The sequence below is a fragment of the Pararobbsia alpina genome (assembly GCF_965118125.1).
Classification (GTDB): Bacteria; Pseudomonadota; Gammaproteobacteria; order Burkholderiales; family Burkholderiaceae; genus Pararobbsia; species Pararobbsia alpina_A.
Genome location: NZ_OZ221287.1, coordinates 2,557,904 through 2,573,624, shown reverse-complemented (window position 1 = coordinate 2,573,624; position 15,721 = coordinate 2,557,904). Strand labels below are relative to the sequence as shown.

The window sequence follows — 15,721 nt, the reverse complement described above, 5'->3', positions numbered from 1 at the left end:
CATGGCTAGCCTGACCTTCCGCAAACCCAGCGCCTTGCCCGGATTCGGGCTGACGCTCGGCATCACGATCGCCTACCTGAGTCTGGTCGTGCTGATTCCGCTCGTCGCGATGTTCGCAAAAGCGGCGACGCTCGAATGGACGCAGTTTGTCGGCGCGGTCTGGGCGCCGCGCGTCGTCGCATCGTACCGGCTGACATTTGGCGCGGCGCTCGGCGGCGCGTTGATCAATGCGGTGTTCGGCTTTCTCGTGGCATGGGTGCTCGTTCGCTACGAGTTTCCGTTCAAGCGGCTTGTCGATGCCGTCGTGGATCTGCCGTTCGCGTTGCCGACCGCCGTCGCCGGCATTTCGCTCGCGGCGGTCTACGCGCAGAACGGCTGGATCGGCCAGCTGTTCGCGCCGCTCGGCATCAAGATCGCGTTCACACCGGTGGGCGTGCTGATCGCGCTGACGTTTATCGGTCTGCCGTTCGTCGTGCGCACCGTGCAGCCGATCCTCGAGGACTTTGAGCGCGAGCAGGAAGAAGCCGCGGCGTGTCTCGGTGCAACGCGCTGGCAAACGTTCCGGCGTGTCGTGTTGCCCGCATTGACCCCCGCGTTGCTGACGGGCTTTGCGCTGGCGTTCGCGCGTGCGCTCGGTGAGTATGGTTCGGTCATCTTCATCGCGGGTAACGTTCCGATGAAGTCCGAAATCACGTCGCTGCTGATCATCACTAAGCTCGAGCAATACGACTATGCGGGCGCGACAGCGCTTGCTGTTGTGATGCTGCTTGTTTCGTTTGTATTGCTGCTGGCCATCAATACGCTGCAATGGTGGCTGCAGCATCGTGTGAGTCGCGCTGCCGGCGCGAGCCGTCCTGTGGAGGCCCTCCAGTCATGAACGGCGACATTGCTGCGCGCGACAAGCGCGCCTTCGATGCCGCGGCGGCGCGTGAACGTGCCAAGCGGCTTCACCCCACGACGGAAAAGCCGTGGGTTCGCTACACGCTCGTCACCATTGCGTTGCTGTTTCTCGCGTGTTTCCTCGTCGTGCCGCTGCTGTCGGTGTTTGTTCAGGCGTTCTCGAAGGGCGTCGACTATTACCTGACCTCGCTTGCGGATCCCGATGCGTGGTCGGCGATCAAGCTGACACTGATCACGGCGGTGATCGCCGTGCCGCTCAATGTCGTGTTCGGTCTCGCGGCGTCGTGGGCCATCGCCAAGTTCGAGTTCCGCGGCAAGAGCCTGTTGACCACGTTGATCGATTTGCCGTTCTCGGTGTCGCCGGTCATCGCCGGTCTGATCTATGTGCTGCTGTTCGGCGCACAAGGCTGGCTCGGCCCCTGGCTCGACGACCACAATGTGCAGATCATTTTCGCCGTGCCCGGCATCGTGCTCGCCACGATCTTCGTGACGTTCCCGTTTGTCGCGCGCGAGCTGATTCCGCTGATGCAGGCGCAGGGCACCGATGAAGAAGAAGCCGCACGCGTGCTTGGCGCGTCGGGCTGGCAAATCTTCCGTCGCGTGACGCTGCCCAACGTCAAATGGGGCCTGCTCTACGGCGTGATTCTCTGCAATGCACGCGCGATGGGCGAGTTCGGCGCGGTGTCGGTCGTCTCGGGACATATCCGCGGCTCGACCAACACGATGCCCCTGCATGTCGAGATTCTCTACAACGAGTACAACTTTGCGGCCGCATTTGCGGTGGCGTCGCTGCTCGCGTTGCTCGCGCTTGTCACGCTGTGTCTGAAGCTGCTGGCAGAACGCAAGATGGATCAGCAGCGCAGCACCAAGGCGCAAGAGCCCGCCGCACATTAATGAATGCACGACGCAACGTGCAAGGCATGCAACAAGGAGCCCGGTCAGGGGAGCCCAGATGAGTATCAAGGTTCGTAATCTTCGCAAGCAGTTCGGCGAGTTTGTCGCCCTCAACGACGTGTCGCTCGACTTTCCGGCGGGTGAGCTCGTCGCGTTGCTCGGACCGTCGGGTTGCGGCAAGACCACGCTGCTGCGCGTGATCGCCGGTCTCGAACATGCCGATCAGGGGCAAGTCGTGCTGAATGGCAGCGATGTCGTCGACGTGGGCGCGCGTGAACGCGAAGTGGGCTTTGTGTTCCAGCACTACGCACTGTTCCGCCACATGACGGTGTTCGAGAACGTCGCGTTCGGCCTGCGCGTGAAGCCACGCAAGGAACGACCGGCAGAGCAGGTGATTCGCAAGAAGGTCCATGAGCTGCTGCAGCTCGTGCAGCTCGACTGGCTGGCGGACCGCTACCCGTCCGAATTGTCGGGTGGTCAGCGGCAACGGATCGCGCTCGCTCGCGCGCTGGCGGTCGAGCCGAAGGTGCTGCTGCTCGACGAACCGTTCGGCGCGCTGGATGCCAAGGTCCGCAAGGAGCTGCGCAGCTGGCTGCGCCGCCTCCATGACGAACTCCATATCTCGACGTTGTTCGTGACGCACGATCAGGAAGAAGCACTGGAAGTCGCCGACCGCATCGTCGTGCTCAATCGTGGCACGGTCGAGCAGGTGGGTAGCCCGCAAGAGGTGTATGACCACCCGCAAACGCCGTTCGTCTACGAGTTTCTCGGTGCGGCGAACCAGCTCACGGGCCGGGTGGAACCCGCGGGCTTCGTCGTGGACGGTGCGCACCGCGCGATCTCGGCGCAGGCGAACTTCGAGGGACCCGCGTTCGCTTATGTGCGGCCGCACGATTTGCAGCTGTTTCCGCGCGTCGATGCGGAATCGACCCATGCCGACGGCATCGTCGTCGACGTGCAGCGCGTGATCCCGCTTGGCGGGCAGGTCCGCGTCGAGTTGAAGTCGCCATCGGGCGGCGTGCTCGAAGCCGAGCTCGATCGCGAAACGTGGCGCGGCCTTCGGCTCGACGTTGGCGACGGCGTGACCGCGGTGCCACGCGAGCTGCGCGTGTTTCCTGCGTCGGCACGCGGCTAGACATTCACATTGCATACCCATTGTCATTCACCCTCGGCCCACGAAAAACGCAGCAACAGCGGGGCTACGGAGCAGGATTCGAACATGAACTTCCAGCAATTGCGCTTTGTTCGCGAGGCGGTGCGTCAGAACATGAACCTGACCGAAGTCGCGAACGTGCTCTACACATCGCAGTCGGGCGTGTCGAAGCAGATCAAGGATCTCGAAGACGAACTCGGCATCGATATCTTTATCCGTCGCGGCAAGCGTCTGACGGGCCTGACCGAACCGGGCAAGGCGGTGCACAAGACGATCGAGCGCATGCTGCTCGATGCCGAGAACCTGCGCCGTGTCGCGCGCCAGTTCTCGGAGCACGACGCCGGGCACCTCGTTGTGGCCACCACGCATACGCAGGCGCGGTATGCGCTGCCGCGCGTCATTCAGGAGTTCAAGCAGGTGTTCCCGAAGGTGCACCTCGCGTTGCGCCAGGGCAATCCGCAGCAGATCGCGCAGATGATCATCGACGGCGAGGCCGACATCGGCATTTCGACGGAGGCGCTCGATCGCTACCCCGATATCGTGACGTTCCCGTGCTATTCGTGGCATCACGAGGTGGTGGTTCCCAAGGGGCACAAGCTTGCGTCGATCGGAAAAGTCACGATCGAGGATCTGGCCGAATTTCCGATCATCACCTATGACCAGGATTTCACGGGCCGCTCGCATATCGATGCGGCCTTTGCGTCGGCAGGGCTGGTGCCCGACGTGGTGCTGACGGCTATCGACGCGGACGTCATCAAGACGTACGTCGAGATCGGCATGGGGATCGGCATCGTGGCCGCGATGGCGTTCGACGAACGCAAGGACTCGGAACTCGTCCGGCTTGAAACCGGTGACTTGTTCGAGGCCAACACGACGCGGATCGGGTTGCGCAAGGGCGCGTTCCTGCGTGCCTATGCCTACAAGCTGATTGAAATGTTCGCGCCGCAGCTCAGGGAAAGCGACATCTCGCTGCAGTTGCGCGAGGCAGCTTAACGCTTGCCGTGATGCCCGACGGCGTCGGCGGCGCAGATCGGGGCGTCGGGAGGGCTTCGCGCCGACCTGGCAACGTCCGCGTGCCACGTTGCGCGCAGCGGCCGGTCGACCGCCGGATAGTCCCCCCCGGCGTTGAGTCCTACGTCATTTTTTTCGTCCGGTCGGGCGGTGAGCGGGCGCGTTCGTTAGAATCGCGCGCATGACTTCCTCGACTTCCTCGTTGCCACGCATCGTCGTGGTCGGCACCGGCGGCACGATTGCCGGCGCCGCGGCCAAGGCCACCCAGACTTCCGGCTACCAGGCGGGCGCGTTGCCCGTCTCGCGCCTGCTTCACGCGGTGCCCGGGCTAGATGAAATCGCCCGGATCGACAGCGACTCCGTGGCGTCGATCGACAGCAAGGACATGACGACGGCCCTTTGGGTCACGCTGTCGCGCCGCATCGACGCACTGCTTGCGCGTGACGACGTCGACGGCGTGGTCGTGACACATGGCACCGACACGCTCGAAGAGACGGCGTACTTCCTTCACCTGACGATCAAGTCCCCCAAGCCCGTCGTCCTGACCGCGGCGATGCGCCCCGCGACGGCATTGTCCGCGGACGGTCCGCTCAATCTGCTGCACGCTGTCACGGTGGCCGCATCGCCGGCTTCGCACGGACGCGGCGTGCTCGTGACGTTCGCGAACCGGATCCATTCGGCGCGCGAAGTCGCCAAGACGAGCACCTTCTCGGTCGACGCCTTCGAATCACCCGAAACCGGGCCGCTCGGCTGGATTCATGACACCCACGTCGAATACGAGCGCCGCGGCGAACGCATGCATACCGTTGCGACGCCGTTCCGGATCGGCGCGCCGGTCCAGGCGCCGGACACCGATCCGCACGCCGAAGTCGCCGTGACGGCCGAGGCGCCGCGACCGGGTCCGCGCGTCACACCCCACGAGCTCGATATGCCGCTGCCGGCGGTCGATATCGTGATGAGCTATGCGGGCGTCAGCCGGGTGAGCGTCGATGCGCTCGTGGCAGCGGGGGCAAAGGGGATCGTCGTTGCCGGTACGGGCGGCGGCTCGATCCATCAACACCTGCTTCAAGGCCTCACCGACGCGGCTGCGCGAGGCGTGGCCATCGTCCGGGCCTCGCGCGTCGGGTCCGGCCATGTATTGCGCAACGGCGCGGCGGCCGACGACAAGCTGGGCTTCGTCTGTGCGGGCACGTTATCGCCGTTCAAATCGCGTGTGTTGCTGATGGTCGCGCTGGCATCGGGCCTGCGCGACGCTGAAGCACTTCAGGGCGCGTTCGATACGTTCTAGTGCATCGGCGCGTCTCGCGTGACGGGGTACGCACCGTCGGACACCGTCACGCACCGCAAGGCAACGGCTGTGGCAGGGGACTGTTCGTTTTCGGTGCGTTGCATGACAATGTTCTGCACCGAAACATCGCTCGACGCATTGGCATACGGTTTGCTTTTTCCTTTTGACGCAACGGCGCAGGAAGGAATCCATGCGGTTCTACGACGAAATGCATGAGAACGACGCGACCCTCGGTGTTCGGTCGCATTACCGGCGCTTCGATGACTGGCTCAAACGCCAGTCGGACGCCACGATGGCGCGCAAGCGGGCCGAGGCCGATCTCGTGTTCCGGCGAGTCGGCATCACGTTCGCCGTGTACGGGGCGGACTCCGGCACGGAACGCCTGATCCCGTTCGACATGATCCCGCGGATCATTCCCCGGCACGAGTGGAGCGTGCTCGAGGATGGGCTCAGGCAGCGCGTCAAGGCGCTCAATATGTTCATCCACGACGTCTATCACGACCGCAATATCGTGCGGGCCAACGTGATTCCCGCCGAACAGGTCTATACGAACGCGCAATATCGCCCCGAGATGCAGGGCGTAGATGTGCCGCTCGATATCTATGCGCATATCGCGGGCGTCGATGTGGTGCGCGCCGGCGACAACGGCGACTTCTACGTGCTCGAAGACAACCTGCGCGTGCCGTCGGGCGTGTCGTACATGCTCGAGAACCGCAAGATGATGATGCGGCTGTTCCCCGAGCTGTTTGTGCAGAACAAGATCGCGCCGGTTGCGCACTATCCGGACTTGTTGCTTGACACATTGCGCTCGGTCGCTCCGGCCGGCGTCGACGATCCGACCGTGGTCGTGATGACCCCGGGCATGTACAACTCTGCGTACTTCGAACACACGTTCCTTGCCCAGCAGATGGGTGTCGAACTGGTGGAAGGCAAGGATCTCTTTGTCGACGACAACGCGGTGTTCATGCGTACGACGCAGGGCCCGCGCAGAGTGGACGTGATCTACCGGCGCATCGATGACGATTTTCTTGACCCGCTCGCGTTCCGCGGCGATTCGGCACTAGGCATCCCGGGGTTGATGTCGGTCTATCGCGCGGGGCGCGTGACGCTGGCGAATGCGGTAGGGACGGGGGTTGCCGACGACAAATCGATCTATCCGTACGTGCCGGACATGATCGAGTTCTATCTCGGCGAAAAGCCGATCCTCAACAACGTGCCGACCTATCAATGCCGCAAGCGGAACGATCTCGCTTATGTGCTCGACCATCTGCCCGAGCTCGTCGTCAAGGAAGTGCATGGTGCAGGGGGCTACGGCATGCTCGTCGGGCCGGCATCGACGCGCGACGAAATCGAGTCGTTCCGCCAGCGGCTGCTGGCGCGGCCCGCGGGCTATATCGCTCAGCCGACACTCGCGCTGTCGGCGTGCCCGACCTTCGTCGAGGCGGGTATCGCGCCGCGGCATATCGACCTGCGGCCCTTTGTGCTCTCGGGCAAGACGGTCACGATGGCGCAGGGCGGGCTCACACGCGTGGCATTACAAGAGGGATCGCTCGTCGTCAATTCTTCGCAGGGCGGCGGCACCAAAGATACCTGGATGATCGAATAACGACGAAGGAACACCATGCTGAGCCGCACGGCGGACCATCTGTTCTGGATGGCGCGATATATGGAACGCGCGGAAAACACCGCGCGCATGCTCGACATCAACCTGAAGACGCTGCTGCTGCCGCAAAGCGCGAAGCATGAAGAACGCGCGCAGCGGGCCGTGCTCAGAATCTCCGAACTCGAACCCGCATTCGATGCGCGCTACGCCGACAAGGGCGGCCCGACGCGAGAGAACGTGCTGGACTTTCTCGCGGCGGCGCCCGACAACCCGTCGAGCATCTACGCGTGCCTGCAGGCGGCGCGTGAAAACGCACGCGCGGTGCGCGGCGTGCTGACGACCGAGGCCTGGGAGACGATCAATTTCACGTGGCTCGAATACGTCGAGCGGCTCGCGGCGGGCGAGCTGTCGACCGACGCGAACTCGTTGTTCGAGTGGGTCAAGTTCCGGTCTCATCTGTCGCGCGGCGTGACGGTCGGCACCGCGCTGCAGGACGACGCATTCGTCTTTACGCAGTTGGGCACTGTGCTCGAGCGCGCCGACAACACTGCGCGGATTCTCGACGTGCGGTTTCTCGACGCCGAGAATGCCGAGGCTGAATTGCAGGCGCAGGCCAATGCCAACACGGCGGCGGCACAGGTTCAGGCTCAGGCGCAGTTTCAAGCCCAATCGCAGACTCAGGCCGGTCAGGTTCAGACACAGGGCGTGTCGATCGACGGCAAGGATGGAGCACGCGAAGGGCAGCGGGAAGGGCAGCTCGAGGACTTCTACTATTGGACTTCAGTATTGAGCTCGGTGTCGGCGCTCGAGATCTATCGCAAGGTCTATCGCGATGTCGTCACGCCCGAGCGCGTTGTCGAGTTACTGATGCTCAATCCGAACATGCCGCGCTCCTTGCTCGCCTCGCTCGACGAGGTCTGCAAAAACCTCGCACTGCTGCGCACCGAAGCGTCGAAGGCCTGTGAACGCTCGGCCGGCAAGCTGCGCGCGGAGCTGTTGTATGCGGATATCGATCAGATTCTGGCTTCAGGATTGCATGCGTATCTGACGCAGTTTCTTGCGCGCGTCTACGAGCTCGGAAACGCGATCTCGCGCACGTTCCTGATGCTGCCTGTTTATTGAAGGAGTGCATCGATGCGTCTGGCTATCCAACACGAAACGACGTACCGCTATGAATCGCCGGTGCAGTACTCGATCCAGCAACTGCGCCTGACGCCTTCGAACGCAAGCGGACAGCTCGTGCGGCAGTGGCATGTGGAAGCGCCCGGCAAGCTCGATACATCGGTCGATGCGTACGGCAATACCTTGCACACGCTGGTGCTCACCCGGCCGCATTGCGAGATTCGTCTGCGCGTGAGCGGCGAGGTCGACACCTTGCCGTTGCACGACGGGCGGCTGGGCGAACTCGTCGGCGGCGTGCCGCTCGAGCATTTCACGTGCGCGACGCGGTTGACCGAAGCCAACGACGGCATCCGAGCACTCGCGGGGGAAACCGGGGCGCTTGACCGGCCTGCCGGCCTGATCGAACTGGCCGACCGGATTCGTGACTGCGTCGCCTACGAGAAGGGCGCAACCGAAGTCGCGAGCACAGCGGCCGATGCGCTGAATGCCGGCAAGGGCGTCTGCCAGGACCATGCGCACCTGATGATCGCGTGTTGCCGGGTGCGCGGCGTACCCGCGCGATATGTGAGCGGCTATATCGACGGCGGCGACGCGCCGCAGACGGCCAGCCACGCCTGGGTCGACGTCTGGCTCAATGCTATCGGCTGGGTCAGCATCGACGTGAGCAGCGGCGAGTTTGCGAGCGACCGGTATTGCCGCATCGCGCAGGGTCGCGACTACGATGCGGCCGCACCGGTGCGTGGCACGCGGATCGGCGGCCGCGAGGAACGGCTGCAAGTCACCGTGCGGGTGAATGCGGATGCGCTTCAGTAGCGCGTACGTCGTTTTTCAAGGAGGTGTCACGCGTGGTCGTCAGAGTCAAGCAGAGTCACGCAGAGTCGCGATGAGCCACCGGCGCGCTAGGGCTACAATCCGATCTTTGAAACAAGCAACACGAAGGCGAAGGACATGACCTACTGCGTGGCGATGCGCGTGAACGACGGTCTGGTGTTTTTGTCGGACACCCGCACGAACGCAGGCGTCGATCAGATCAGCACATTCCGGAAAATGTCGGTGTTCGAGAACCCCGGCGAGCGGGTCATCGTGCTGATGTCGGCGGGCAACCTCGCGATTTCGCAGGCCGTGGTGCAGGTACTCAGCGAACCCACGGGGGCGCACGCGTCGAGTCTCTGGACAGTTGATACGCTGCATGAAGCCGCGCGCGTCGTCGGCGACGCCGTGCGCGAGGTCTATCGGCGCGACGCCGAATCGCTTCAGCAGTTCAACGTCGAGTTCAATTGCAGCTTTATCGTCGGCGGCCAGATCGGCACGCAGGCGATGCGCGTCTTCCAGGTCTATTCGGCGGGCAATTTCATCGAAGCGTCGTCGGTGAACCCGTATCTGCAGATCGGCGAAGCGAAGTACGGCAAGCCGATCATCGATCGCGTGCTGACGCCGAACACGCCGCTCGACGAAGCCGCCAAGTGTGCGCTGATCTCGATGGATTCGACCTTGCGCTCGAATCTGTCGGTCGGGCTGCCGCTCGACTTGCTGGTCTATGAGCGCGACACGCTGAAGGTCACGCGGTTTGTGTCCATGGATCAGGACAACGCCTACTTCCAGATGATTCATTCGACCTGGGGCGAGCGTTTGCGTCAGGTCTTCTCAGAGATTCCGGACCCCGAGTGGGAGGCGATCGAGTCGGTGCCCTCGGCATCGGCCGCCGCGTTGCCGCCGCGTGCGGCGTGGCCCGGCACCGTCCATGAGCCGCTCGCGATCCAGTCGGTCGCGCAGGCTCGCACGCGCTCGCAAGGGCCGGCCTGACTGAGCGAAGCGCACCGGTGGCGGGACTCGCCGGGTTCGGGGGCGACGCCGCAAACGTCCGCCGTGCCGACACTGAAGCGCCGTCAATGTGCGGTCGCGAGCCATCCCACGCAACGCAAAGCACGTGCCGGGGTTGCCAAGCCTCTGACTTCTCTATAAAATCCCGCGTTTTCCCCTTGCCACACCGAACCGACGCTCGGGTGGCTGTAATCCACAAGGAGAGGTTATGCGTCACTACGAAATCGTATTTATCGTGCACCCCGACCAAAGCGAACAGGTCGGCGCGATGATCGAGCGCTACAAGACGACCATCACGTCGCGCGGCGGTCAGATCCACCGCGTTGAAGATTGGGGCCGCCGCCAGCTGGCCTACATGATCGACAAGCTCGCGAAGGCACACTATGTGTGCATGAACGTCGAGTGCGACCAGGCAACCCTGGACGAACTCGAACACGCGTTCAAGTTCAATGACGCCGTGCTGCGCCACCTGATCACGACGACGAAGAAGGCCGAAACGGCTGCTTCGCCGATGATGAAGGAAGTGGCGCGCGAAGAGGCCAAGAAGGCCGCCGCGGCTCAAACGAGCGACGCTTCGGCGTAAGCCGAAGGCCGGGCAGGGCGTTGAACAGGCTGGAGCTCGACGGACAGATCGTCGAACGCGAGCCACTGCGATATACCCCGGCTGGCGTGCCAATCGTGAATTGCACATTGGCGCACCGGGGTACCACGCAGGAAGCGGGCTTGGCCCGCCAGATCGAAATGACGCTTGTGGCGCTGGCTGCCGGCGAGATCAGCGGACGTATCGCGAATCTCGCACTCGGCGAACCGGCCCGCTTTGCAGGTTTCCTGGCACCACGCAACCGCAACGCCAAAAGCCTGGTATTTCACATCACAGAATTGCTAGAGATTGAAGAGGACTGATCATGCCGCGTCCCGCTGGTAAAGGTAAAAAGTTCGACCGTCGCCGTCAGCAGCAGAACCCGCTGTTCAAGCGCAAGAAGTTCTGCCGTTTCACGGCCGCCAATGTCGAACAGATTGACTACAAAGACATCGAAACGCTGAAGGATTTCATTGGCGAAAACGGCAAGATCACGCCGGCACGCCTGACTGGCACGAAGGCGCACTATCAGCGCCAGCTTGACACTGCGATCAAGCGTGCCCGTTTCCTGGCCCTGCTGCCGTACACGGACCTGCACAAGTCCTAAGCGTCGATCTTCCGGAGAATTCGAATGCAAGTCATTTTGTTGGAAAAGGTCGCGAATGTGGGCGACCTGGGCGAAATCGCGAAGGTCAAGGACGGCTACGCACGTAACTTCCTGATCCCGCAACGTCTCGCGAAGCGTGCGACGAAGGAAAACCTCGCTCAGTTCGAAGCTGAGCGCGCAGAGCGCACGAAGGCTGCCGCTGAAAAGCTGGCTGCTGCTCAAGCGCAAGGCGAAAAGCTCGAAGGTTCGACCGTGGTCGTCAGCCAGAAGGCCGGCGTCGATGGCCGCCTGTTCGGCTCGGTCACGAACTTCGACATCGCTGAAGCCCTGAAGTCGAACGGTTTCGCGGTTGAGAAGATGCAAGTGCGCCTGCCGAACGGCCCGCTCAAGATGGTTGGCGAGCAAACCGTTCAGATCGCACTGCACACGGACGTCGTCGTCGAAGTCAACGTGCAAGTGGTCGGCGAACACGCCTGATCGCGCTTTGCTGGCACCGTTCAACGCATTGAGTTGAACGGTGATTCAGCGGAACGCCTTCGTCGCAAGACGTTGATCTACAAAAAGCCCGCGATCGCGGGCTTTTTGTTTTGCCGGCGTCGTTCGTTTGCGTACAGGACGACAACTCGACGACAACTCGAATCAAGGGAAGTACTCCGTGTGAATATCGACGTCGTTGTCGGCCCCGATTCCGAGAAGTAAAAGGTACAGGGCGTCTGGCCGTCGCTCGAACCCAGGGGTATCGATCTCGATCACATGAGGGGCGTCTTCCCTGAAAGTGTGGTGACGGGTTTCGCCACCGTGACGGGAGATCAACGACGCCGTTGCCCGGCCATTGGACACCTGTGCCTCGATTAGTAACTTGCGCGTACCTTCGGGCCAGGGTACGCGCACCGACACGAGTTCGCCGCTGCGCATCGAATGGCGGCTCGTGTCGGCGTCCGGGTTGTGGAACTCGTCGCGCGCGAATGACGGCGATGTGGCTCCGAGTGGCGTCACTTTCTGCCCGGGTGCGGGCGCAGCCGGAAGCGCCTCGTATATTGACGGTGTGGTCGGAGCGGGTACGGGGTCGTGCGGCGTGCTGACGGCGGGTCGGCTTAGCATATCGGTCGGCGTTTGCGGATGAATCCCCGGCTTCATTGTTGGCGGCGCGGGCGTGGTGCAAAGCACGACAACGGCGTTCGATGACGGCCGCGCCGGAGCGGCGGCTCGCGTGACGACGCTCGCCGTTGGGGTGCTCATTTTTTCGTCGCACAATTCGACACGCGCAACCGGTGGCGGATCGCGCCTCGGCGGCGTTGTCCTGACATCAATGGCTAGATAGACCGGCATGGGTACCTCCCGTTGAAAGACAACGTCGAGTCTAGTCAGCCCGTCAATCTCAAATATCAGCGGTCGCGCCTGGATTTACCCCGGCCGCCCGATCGTCGATAATCTCTCCCCATGAACGCCAAAGATCCGCAAGTCGACTCGCTCAAAGTCCCACCCCATTCTGTCGAGGCCGAGCAGTCGGTGCTCGGCGGGCTGTTGCTCGACAACGGCGCATGGGATCGCGTGGCGGACTTTATCCACGAAAGCGATTTTTACCGCTTCGATCACCGCCTGATTTTTCAGCACATCGGGAAACTGATCGCCGCGACACGGCCTGCCGACGTCATCACCGTATTCGAATCGTTGAGTTCGGCAGGGAAGGCGGACGATGTCGGTGGCCTCGCCTATCTGAACGCCCTTGCGCAAAACACGCCAAGCGCCGCCAACATCCGTCGTTACGCGGAAATCGTTCACGATCGTGCCGTGCTGCGCAAGCTGGTGACGGTCGCCGACGAGATTTCAGGCGATGCATTCAACCCGCAAGGCAAGGAAGTCCGGCAGATGCTGGACGAGGCGGAGGCAAAGGTGTTTGCGATTGCCGAAGCAGGTGCGCGGGGCGGTCAGGGTTTCCTCGAGATCAAGCCGTTGCTTTCGCAGGTCGTCGAACGCATCGACATGCTGTATCACCAGGAAAACGGAAGCGACGTGACGGGCACGCCAACCGGTTTTGTCGATCTCGACAAGATGACGTCAGGCATGCACGGTGGAGAACTCATCATCGTTGCCGGGCGCCCGGCGATGGGCAAGACATCGTTCTCGATGAATATCGCGGAATACGTCGCAGTCGAATACGGACTGCCGGTCGCGGTGTTCTCGATGGAAATGCCGGGAACTCAGCTCGCGATGCGGATGATGGGATCCGTCGGCCGGCTCGACGCACACCGTCTTCGCACGGGCAAGCTGGTTGACGAGGATTGGCCCAAGCTCACGCATGCGATGCAAAAAATGAGCGAAGCCCAGATTTTCATCGACGAGCAGGGCGGCCTGAATCCGATGGAGTTGCGTTCGCGAGCACGCCGGCTGTCGCGCCAGTGCGGCCAGCTCGGCCTGATCGTGATCGATTACCTCCAGCTGATGAGCGGAACCACGCCCGGCGAGAACCGGGCGACCGAAATTTCGGAAATCTCGCGTTCGCTCAAGGGGCTCGCCAAGGAGCTCAATGTGCCGGTCATCGCGCTTTCGCAGCTGAACCGAAGCCTCGAACAACGCCCGAACAAGCGCCCCGTGATGTCGGACCTGCGCGAATCGGGTGCCATCGAACAGGATGCCGACGTGATCCTGTTCATCTACCGGGACGAGGTTTATAACCCGGACAGCCAGGACAAAGGTACGGCCGAAATCATTATCGGCAAGCAGCGTAACGGCCCGATCGGGACGGTGCGCATGACCTTCCTCGGCCAATACACGAAGTTCGATAACTTCGCTGGCCCGAACGCGTACTTCGGCGCCGAGTAATCGAATCCGTGGCGAATCTGCGGCGGATCCATGCGCGGGTGCGTGCGTTGGATGCAACCTGAGCGCATCCGCACGCGAATACGGCTAAAATGTGACGCTTTTGTGACCGCCGGATTTCGCTGCCCCAAACCGGGGCGGCCGGGATCGGGCGCACGCGTCCATTCCAGCCGGAGACCCCATGTTTGGTCGTTTCATGCCCACCGAGGGCAAATTCTTCGAGATTTTCAATGCACACGCCAAGTGCATCGTCGACGCGAGCCACGAACTCGAACTGCTGATCGACAATCTCGACGACGCCGAGGTGCACAAGCAGAACGTCCAGGCCAATGAAAAGCGGGCCGACAAGCTCACGCACGAAACGATCGATCTGCTTCACAAGACGTTTATCACGCCGCTCGACCGTGACGAGATCCACAAGCTGATCACGACGATGGATGACATCCTCGATCTCATGGAGGACGTCGCCACGGCGATCTGGCTGTACGACATTCAAAGCCTGCCGCCTGAGGCGTCGCAGCTCGCTCACATCTCGACGGCGTGTTGCGAGCGTGTCGAGCAAGCCGTGGCGATGCTCGATGACATGAAGCGCGCTGGCGCGATCCTCAAAGTCTGCGAGGAAATCGACAAGCTTGAATCCGACGCCGATCGGGTCTTGCGCGCGGCCATGTCGAAGCTCTTCCGCGAGGAGGACAACGTCAAGACGCTGATCAAGCTCAAGGCGGCCTATGAGCTGCTCGAGGCTGTGACCGACAAGTGCGAGGATGTCGCGAACATCATCGAAGGCATCGTGCTCGAGAACGCGTAAGCAGGGGCGCCACGCATGTCTGCCATTCAACTCGGCCTGTGGGCCGTCGCGCTGCTGATCGCCATCGCGCTCATCTTCGATTTCATGAACGGGTTTCACGATGCCGCGAATTCCATCGCGACCGTCGTGTCGACCGGCGTGCTCAAACCGCATCAGGCGGTCGCGTTCGCTGCCATGTTCAACGTCATCGCGTATTTCATTTTCCATCTCAAGGTGGCGCAGACCGTCGGGCGCGGCACGATTGATCCGGCAATCGTCGACCAATACGTTGTCTTCGGCGCTTTGGTCGGAGCGATCGGATGGAACGTGATCACCTGGATCTATGGCATTCCTTCGAGTTCATCGCACGCACTGATTGGCGGGCTGGTGGGGGCCGCCATGGCCAAGTCCGGCTGGGGTTCGCTGAACTTCGACGGGCTGTTCAAGACCATCGCGTTTATCTTTATTTCGCCGCTGCTTGGCTTCGTACTCGGCTCGCTGTTCATGCTCGGCGTGTCGTGGCTCTATTTCCGGACACCGCCAAGCCAGGTTGACCGGCGCTTCCGGCGCTATCAGCTGATCTCGGCCGGGCTCTACAGCCTGGGGCATGGCGGCAACGACGCCCAGAAGACGATCGGGATCATCTGGATGCTGCTGATCGCGACGGGGTACACGTCCGCGACGGCGGCCGCGCCGCCAGTCTGGGTCATCGGTGCGTGCTACATGGCGATCGGCCTGGGCACCTTGTTTGGGGGATGGCGGATCGTGCGCACGATGGGGCAGAAGATCACGAAGCTCAAGCCGGTCGGCGGTTTCTGCGCTGAATTCGGCGGCGCGGTCACGCTGTTCACCGCGTCGTTTTTGGGTATTCCGGTTTCTACCACGCACACGATCACGGGCGCCATCGTCGGCGTTGGCGCAACTCAGAAGCTGAGTGCGGTGCGCTGGGGCGTGGCAGGAAGCATTGTGTGGGCCTGGATTCTGACAATCCCCGCGTCAGCGGTGATGGCCGCCGCCGCCTGGTGGCTGGGCAGGCACATCCTCTGAATGACTGATGCCGTTGAACCTTCTGAACGATTTCGCCCGGACGACGCGGGCGAACCGCGGCTCAGATCGGCCAGGAGGCAACGCATCT

General features: G+C 62.4%; 17 protein-coding genes. 16 read left to right on the top strand and 1 reads right to left on the bottom strand.

Translation table 11 applies throughout. From position 1 onward, the window contains the following. Position 1: 1 nt before the first annotated feature. From cysT to rplI, 13 genes are all read left to right on the top strand, one after another. Positions 2-877 carry a sulfate ABC transporter permease subunit CysT gene (cysT, locus tag ACMFWR_RS11180; RefSeq protein WP_413191748.1) on the top strand — a complete coding sequence of 292 codons (876 nt, stop codon included), beginning with the start codon at positions 2-4 and terminating at the stop codon, positions 875-877. Next, entirely contained in the window at positions 874-1,794 is a 921-nt protein-coding gene (gene cysW / locus ACMFWR_RS11175; RefSeq protein ID WP_413191747.1) for a sulfate ABC transporter permease subunit CysW, read from the top strand. The genes cysT and cysW overlap by 4 nt, the downstream gene beginning before the upstream one ends. Positions 1,795-1,852: 58 nt before the next feature. Further along, the gene (locus ACMFWR_RS11170; RefSeq protein ID WP_413191746.1) at positions 1,853-2,929 is read left to right on the top strand and encodes a sulfate/molybdate ABC transporter ATP-binding protein; all 1,077 of its coding nucleotides are present in this window, start codon (positions 1,853-1,855) and stop codon (positions 2,927-2,929) included. Positions 2,930-3,013: 84 nt separating this feature from the next. After that, the gene (locus ACMFWR_RS11165) at positions 3,014-3,940 is read left to right on the top strand and encodes a CysB family HTH-type transcriptional regulator (protein ID WP_413191745.1); all 927 of its coding nucleotides are present in this window, start codon (positions 3,014-3,016) and stop codon (positions 3,938-3,940) included. Positions 3,941-4,139: 199 nt separating this feature from the next. After that, positions 4,140-5,246: an asparaginase gene (locus ACMFWR_RS11160; RefSeq protein WP_413191744.1), complete on the top strand. Its 1,107-nt coding sequence runs from the start codon at positions 4,140-4,142 to the stop codon at positions 5,244-5,246. A 190-nt stretch (positions 5,247-5,436) separates the two neighbouring features. Then, positions 5,437-6,852 carry a circularly permuted type 2 ATP-grasp protein gene (locus ACMFWR_RS11155; protein ID WP_413191743.1) on the top strand — a complete coding sequence of 472 codons (1,416 nt, stop codon included), beginning with the start codon at positions 5,437-5,439 and terminating at the stop codon, positions 6,850-6,852. Between the two features lie 15 nt (positions 6,853-6,867). Continuing rightward, entirely contained in the window at positions 6,868-7,971 is a 1,104-nt protein-coding gene (locus ACMFWR_RS11150) for an alpha-E domain-containing protein (protein ID WP_413191742.1), read from the top strand. Between the two features lie 12 nt (positions 7,972-7,983). Beyond that, the gene (locus tag ACMFWR_RS11145) at positions 7,984-8,784 is read left to right on the top strand and encodes a transglutaminase family protein (RefSeq protein ID WP_413191741.1); all 801 of its coding nucleotides are present in this window, start codon (positions 7,984-7,986) and stop codon (positions 8,782-8,784) included. A gap of 135 nt (positions 8,785-8,919) precedes the next feature. Further along, positions 8,920-9,774 carry a peptidase gene (locus tag ACMFWR_RS11140; protein ID WP_413191740.1) on the top strand — a complete coding sequence of 285 codons (855 nt, stop codon included), beginning with the start codon at positions 8,920-8,922 and terminating at the stop codon, positions 9,772-9,774. Between the two features lie 226 nt (positions 9,775-10,000). Further along, a complete protein-coding gene (gene rpsF, locus ACMFWR_RS11135; protein WP_413191739.1) occupies positions 10,001-10,375 on the top strand; it encodes a 30S ribosomal protein S6 in 375 nt (124 codons plus the stop codon). A gap of 20 nt (positions 10,376-10,395) precedes the next feature. Continuing rightward, the gene (gene priB / locus ACMFWR_RS11130) at positions 10,396-10,695 is read left to right on the top strand and encodes a primosomal replication protein N (RefSeq protein WP_413191738.1); all 300 of its coding nucleotides are present in this window, start codon (positions 10,396-10,398) and stop codon (positions 10,693-10,695) included. Positions 10,696-10,697: 2 nt separating this feature from the next. Next, positions 10,698-10,979 carry a 30S ribosomal protein S18 gene (gene rpsR, locus ACMFWR_RS11125; RefSeq protein ID WP_413191737.1) on the top strand — a complete coding sequence of 94 codons (282 nt, stop codon included), beginning with the start codon at positions 10,698-10,700 and terminating at the stop codon, positions 10,977-10,979. Between the two features lie 24 nt (positions 10,980-11,003). Then, a complete protein-coding gene (rplI, locus tag ACMFWR_RS11120; protein ID WP_413191736.1) occupies positions 11,004-11,456 on the top strand; it encodes a 50S ribosomal protein L9 in 453 nt (150 codons plus the stop codon). A gap of 162 nt (positions 11,457-11,618) precedes the next feature. On the opposite strand, the gene ACMFWR_RS11115 is transcribed toward rplI, so the two are convergent. Continuing rightward, on the bottom strand, positions 11,619-12,218 hold the full coding sequence (locus tag ACMFWR_RS11115; RefSeq protein ID WP_413191735.1) for a hypothetical protein: 600 nt from the start codon (positions 12,216-12,218) through the stop codon (positions 11,619-11,621). Positions 12,219-12,419: 201 nt separating this feature from the next. Here ACMFWR_RS11115 and ACMFWR_RS11110 point away from each other — a divergent pair, with 201 nt between their 5' ends. From ACMFWR_RS11110 to ACMFWR_RS11100, 3 genes are all read left to right on the top strand, one after another. Next, positions 12,420-13,802: a replicative DNA helicase gene (locus ACMFWR_RS11110; RefSeq protein ID WP_413191734.1), complete on the top strand. Its 1,383-nt coding sequence runs from the start codon at positions 12,420-12,422 to the stop codon at positions 13,800-13,802. A gap of 178 nt (positions 13,803-13,980) precedes the next feature. Then, complete coding sequence (locus ACMFWR_RS11105; protein WP_413191733.1) at positions 13,981-14,607, top strand: DUF47 domain-containing protein; 627 nt, start codon at positions 13,981-13,983, stop codon at positions 14,605-14,607. Positions 14,608-14,622: 15 nt separating this feature from the next. Next, positions 14,623-15,633 carry an inorganic phosphate transporter gene (locus ACMFWR_RS11100; RefSeq protein WP_413191732.1) on the top strand — a complete coding sequence of 337 codons (1,011 nt, stop codon included), beginning with the start codon at positions 14,623-14,625 and terminating at the stop codon, positions 15,631-15,633. Positions 15,634-15,721: the final 88 nt, after the last annotated feature.

Bases quoted from the DNA above. Each gene is read 5' to 3' on its own strand.
- ACMFWR_RS11170 (WP_413191746.1), top strand. From the start codon at position 1,853: ATGAGTATCAAGGTTCGTAATCTTCGCAAGCAGTTCGGCGAGTTTGTC.
- ACMFWR_RS11110 (WP_413191734.1), top strand. From the start codon at position 12,420: ATGAACGCCAAAGATCCGCAAGTCGACTCGCTCAAAGTCCCACCCCAT.
- cysT (WP_413191748.1), top strand. From the start codon at position 2: ATGGCTAGCCTGACCTTCCGCAAACCCAGCGCCTTGCCCGGATTCGGG.
- ACMFWR_RS11155 (WP_413191743.1), top strand. From the start codon at position 5,437: ATGCGGTTCTACGACGAAATGCATGAGAACGACGCGACCCTCGGTGTT.
- ACMFWR_RS11150 (WP_413191742.1), top strand. From the start codon at position 6,868: ATGCTGAGCCGCACGGCGGACCATCTGTTCTGGATGGCGCGATATATG.
- ACMFWR_RS11100 (WP_413191732.1), top strand. From the start codon at position 14,623: ATGTCTGCCATTCAACTCGGCCTGTGGGCCGTCGCGCTGCTGATCGCC.
- rpsF (WP_413191739.1), top strand. From the start codon at position 10,001: ATGCGTCACTACGAAATCGTATTTATCGTGCACCCCGACCAAAGCGAA.
- cysW (WP_413191747.1), top strand. From the start codon at position 874: ATGAACGGCGACATTGCTGCGCGCGACAAGCGCGCCTTCGATGCCGCG.
- ACMFWR_RS11165 (WP_413191745.1), top strand. From the start codon at position 3,014: ATGAACTTCCAGCAATTGCGCTTTGTTCGCGAGGCGGTGCGTCAGAAC.
- rplI (WP_413191736.1), top strand. From the start codon at position 11,004: ATGCAAGTCATTTTGTTGGAAAAGGTCGCGAATGTGGGCGACCTGGGC.
- ACMFWR_RS11115 (WP_413191735.1), bottom strand. From the start codon at position 12,218: ATGAGCACCCCAACGGCGAGCGTCGTCACGCGAGCCGCCGCTCCGGCG.
- ACMFWR_RS11105 (WP_413191733.1), top strand. From the start codon at position 13,981: ATGTTTGGTCGTTTCATGCCCACCGAGGGCAAATTCTTCGAGATTTTC.
- ACMFWR_RS11140 (WP_413191740.1), top strand. From the start codon at position 8,920: ATGACCTACTGCGTGGCGATGCGCGTGAACGACGGTCTGGTGTTTTTG.
- ACMFWR_RS11160 (WP_413191744.1), top strand. From the start codon at position 4,140: ATGACTTCCTCGACTTCCTCGTTGCCACGCATCGTCGTGGTCGGCACC.
- rpsR (WP_413191737.1), top strand. From the start codon at position 10,698: ATGCCGCGTCCCGCTGGTAAAGGTAAAAAGTTCGACCGTCGCCGTCAG.
- ACMFWR_RS11145 (WP_413191741.1), top strand. From the start codon at position 7,984: ATGCGTCTGGCTATCCAACACGAAACGACGTACCGCTATGAATCGCCG.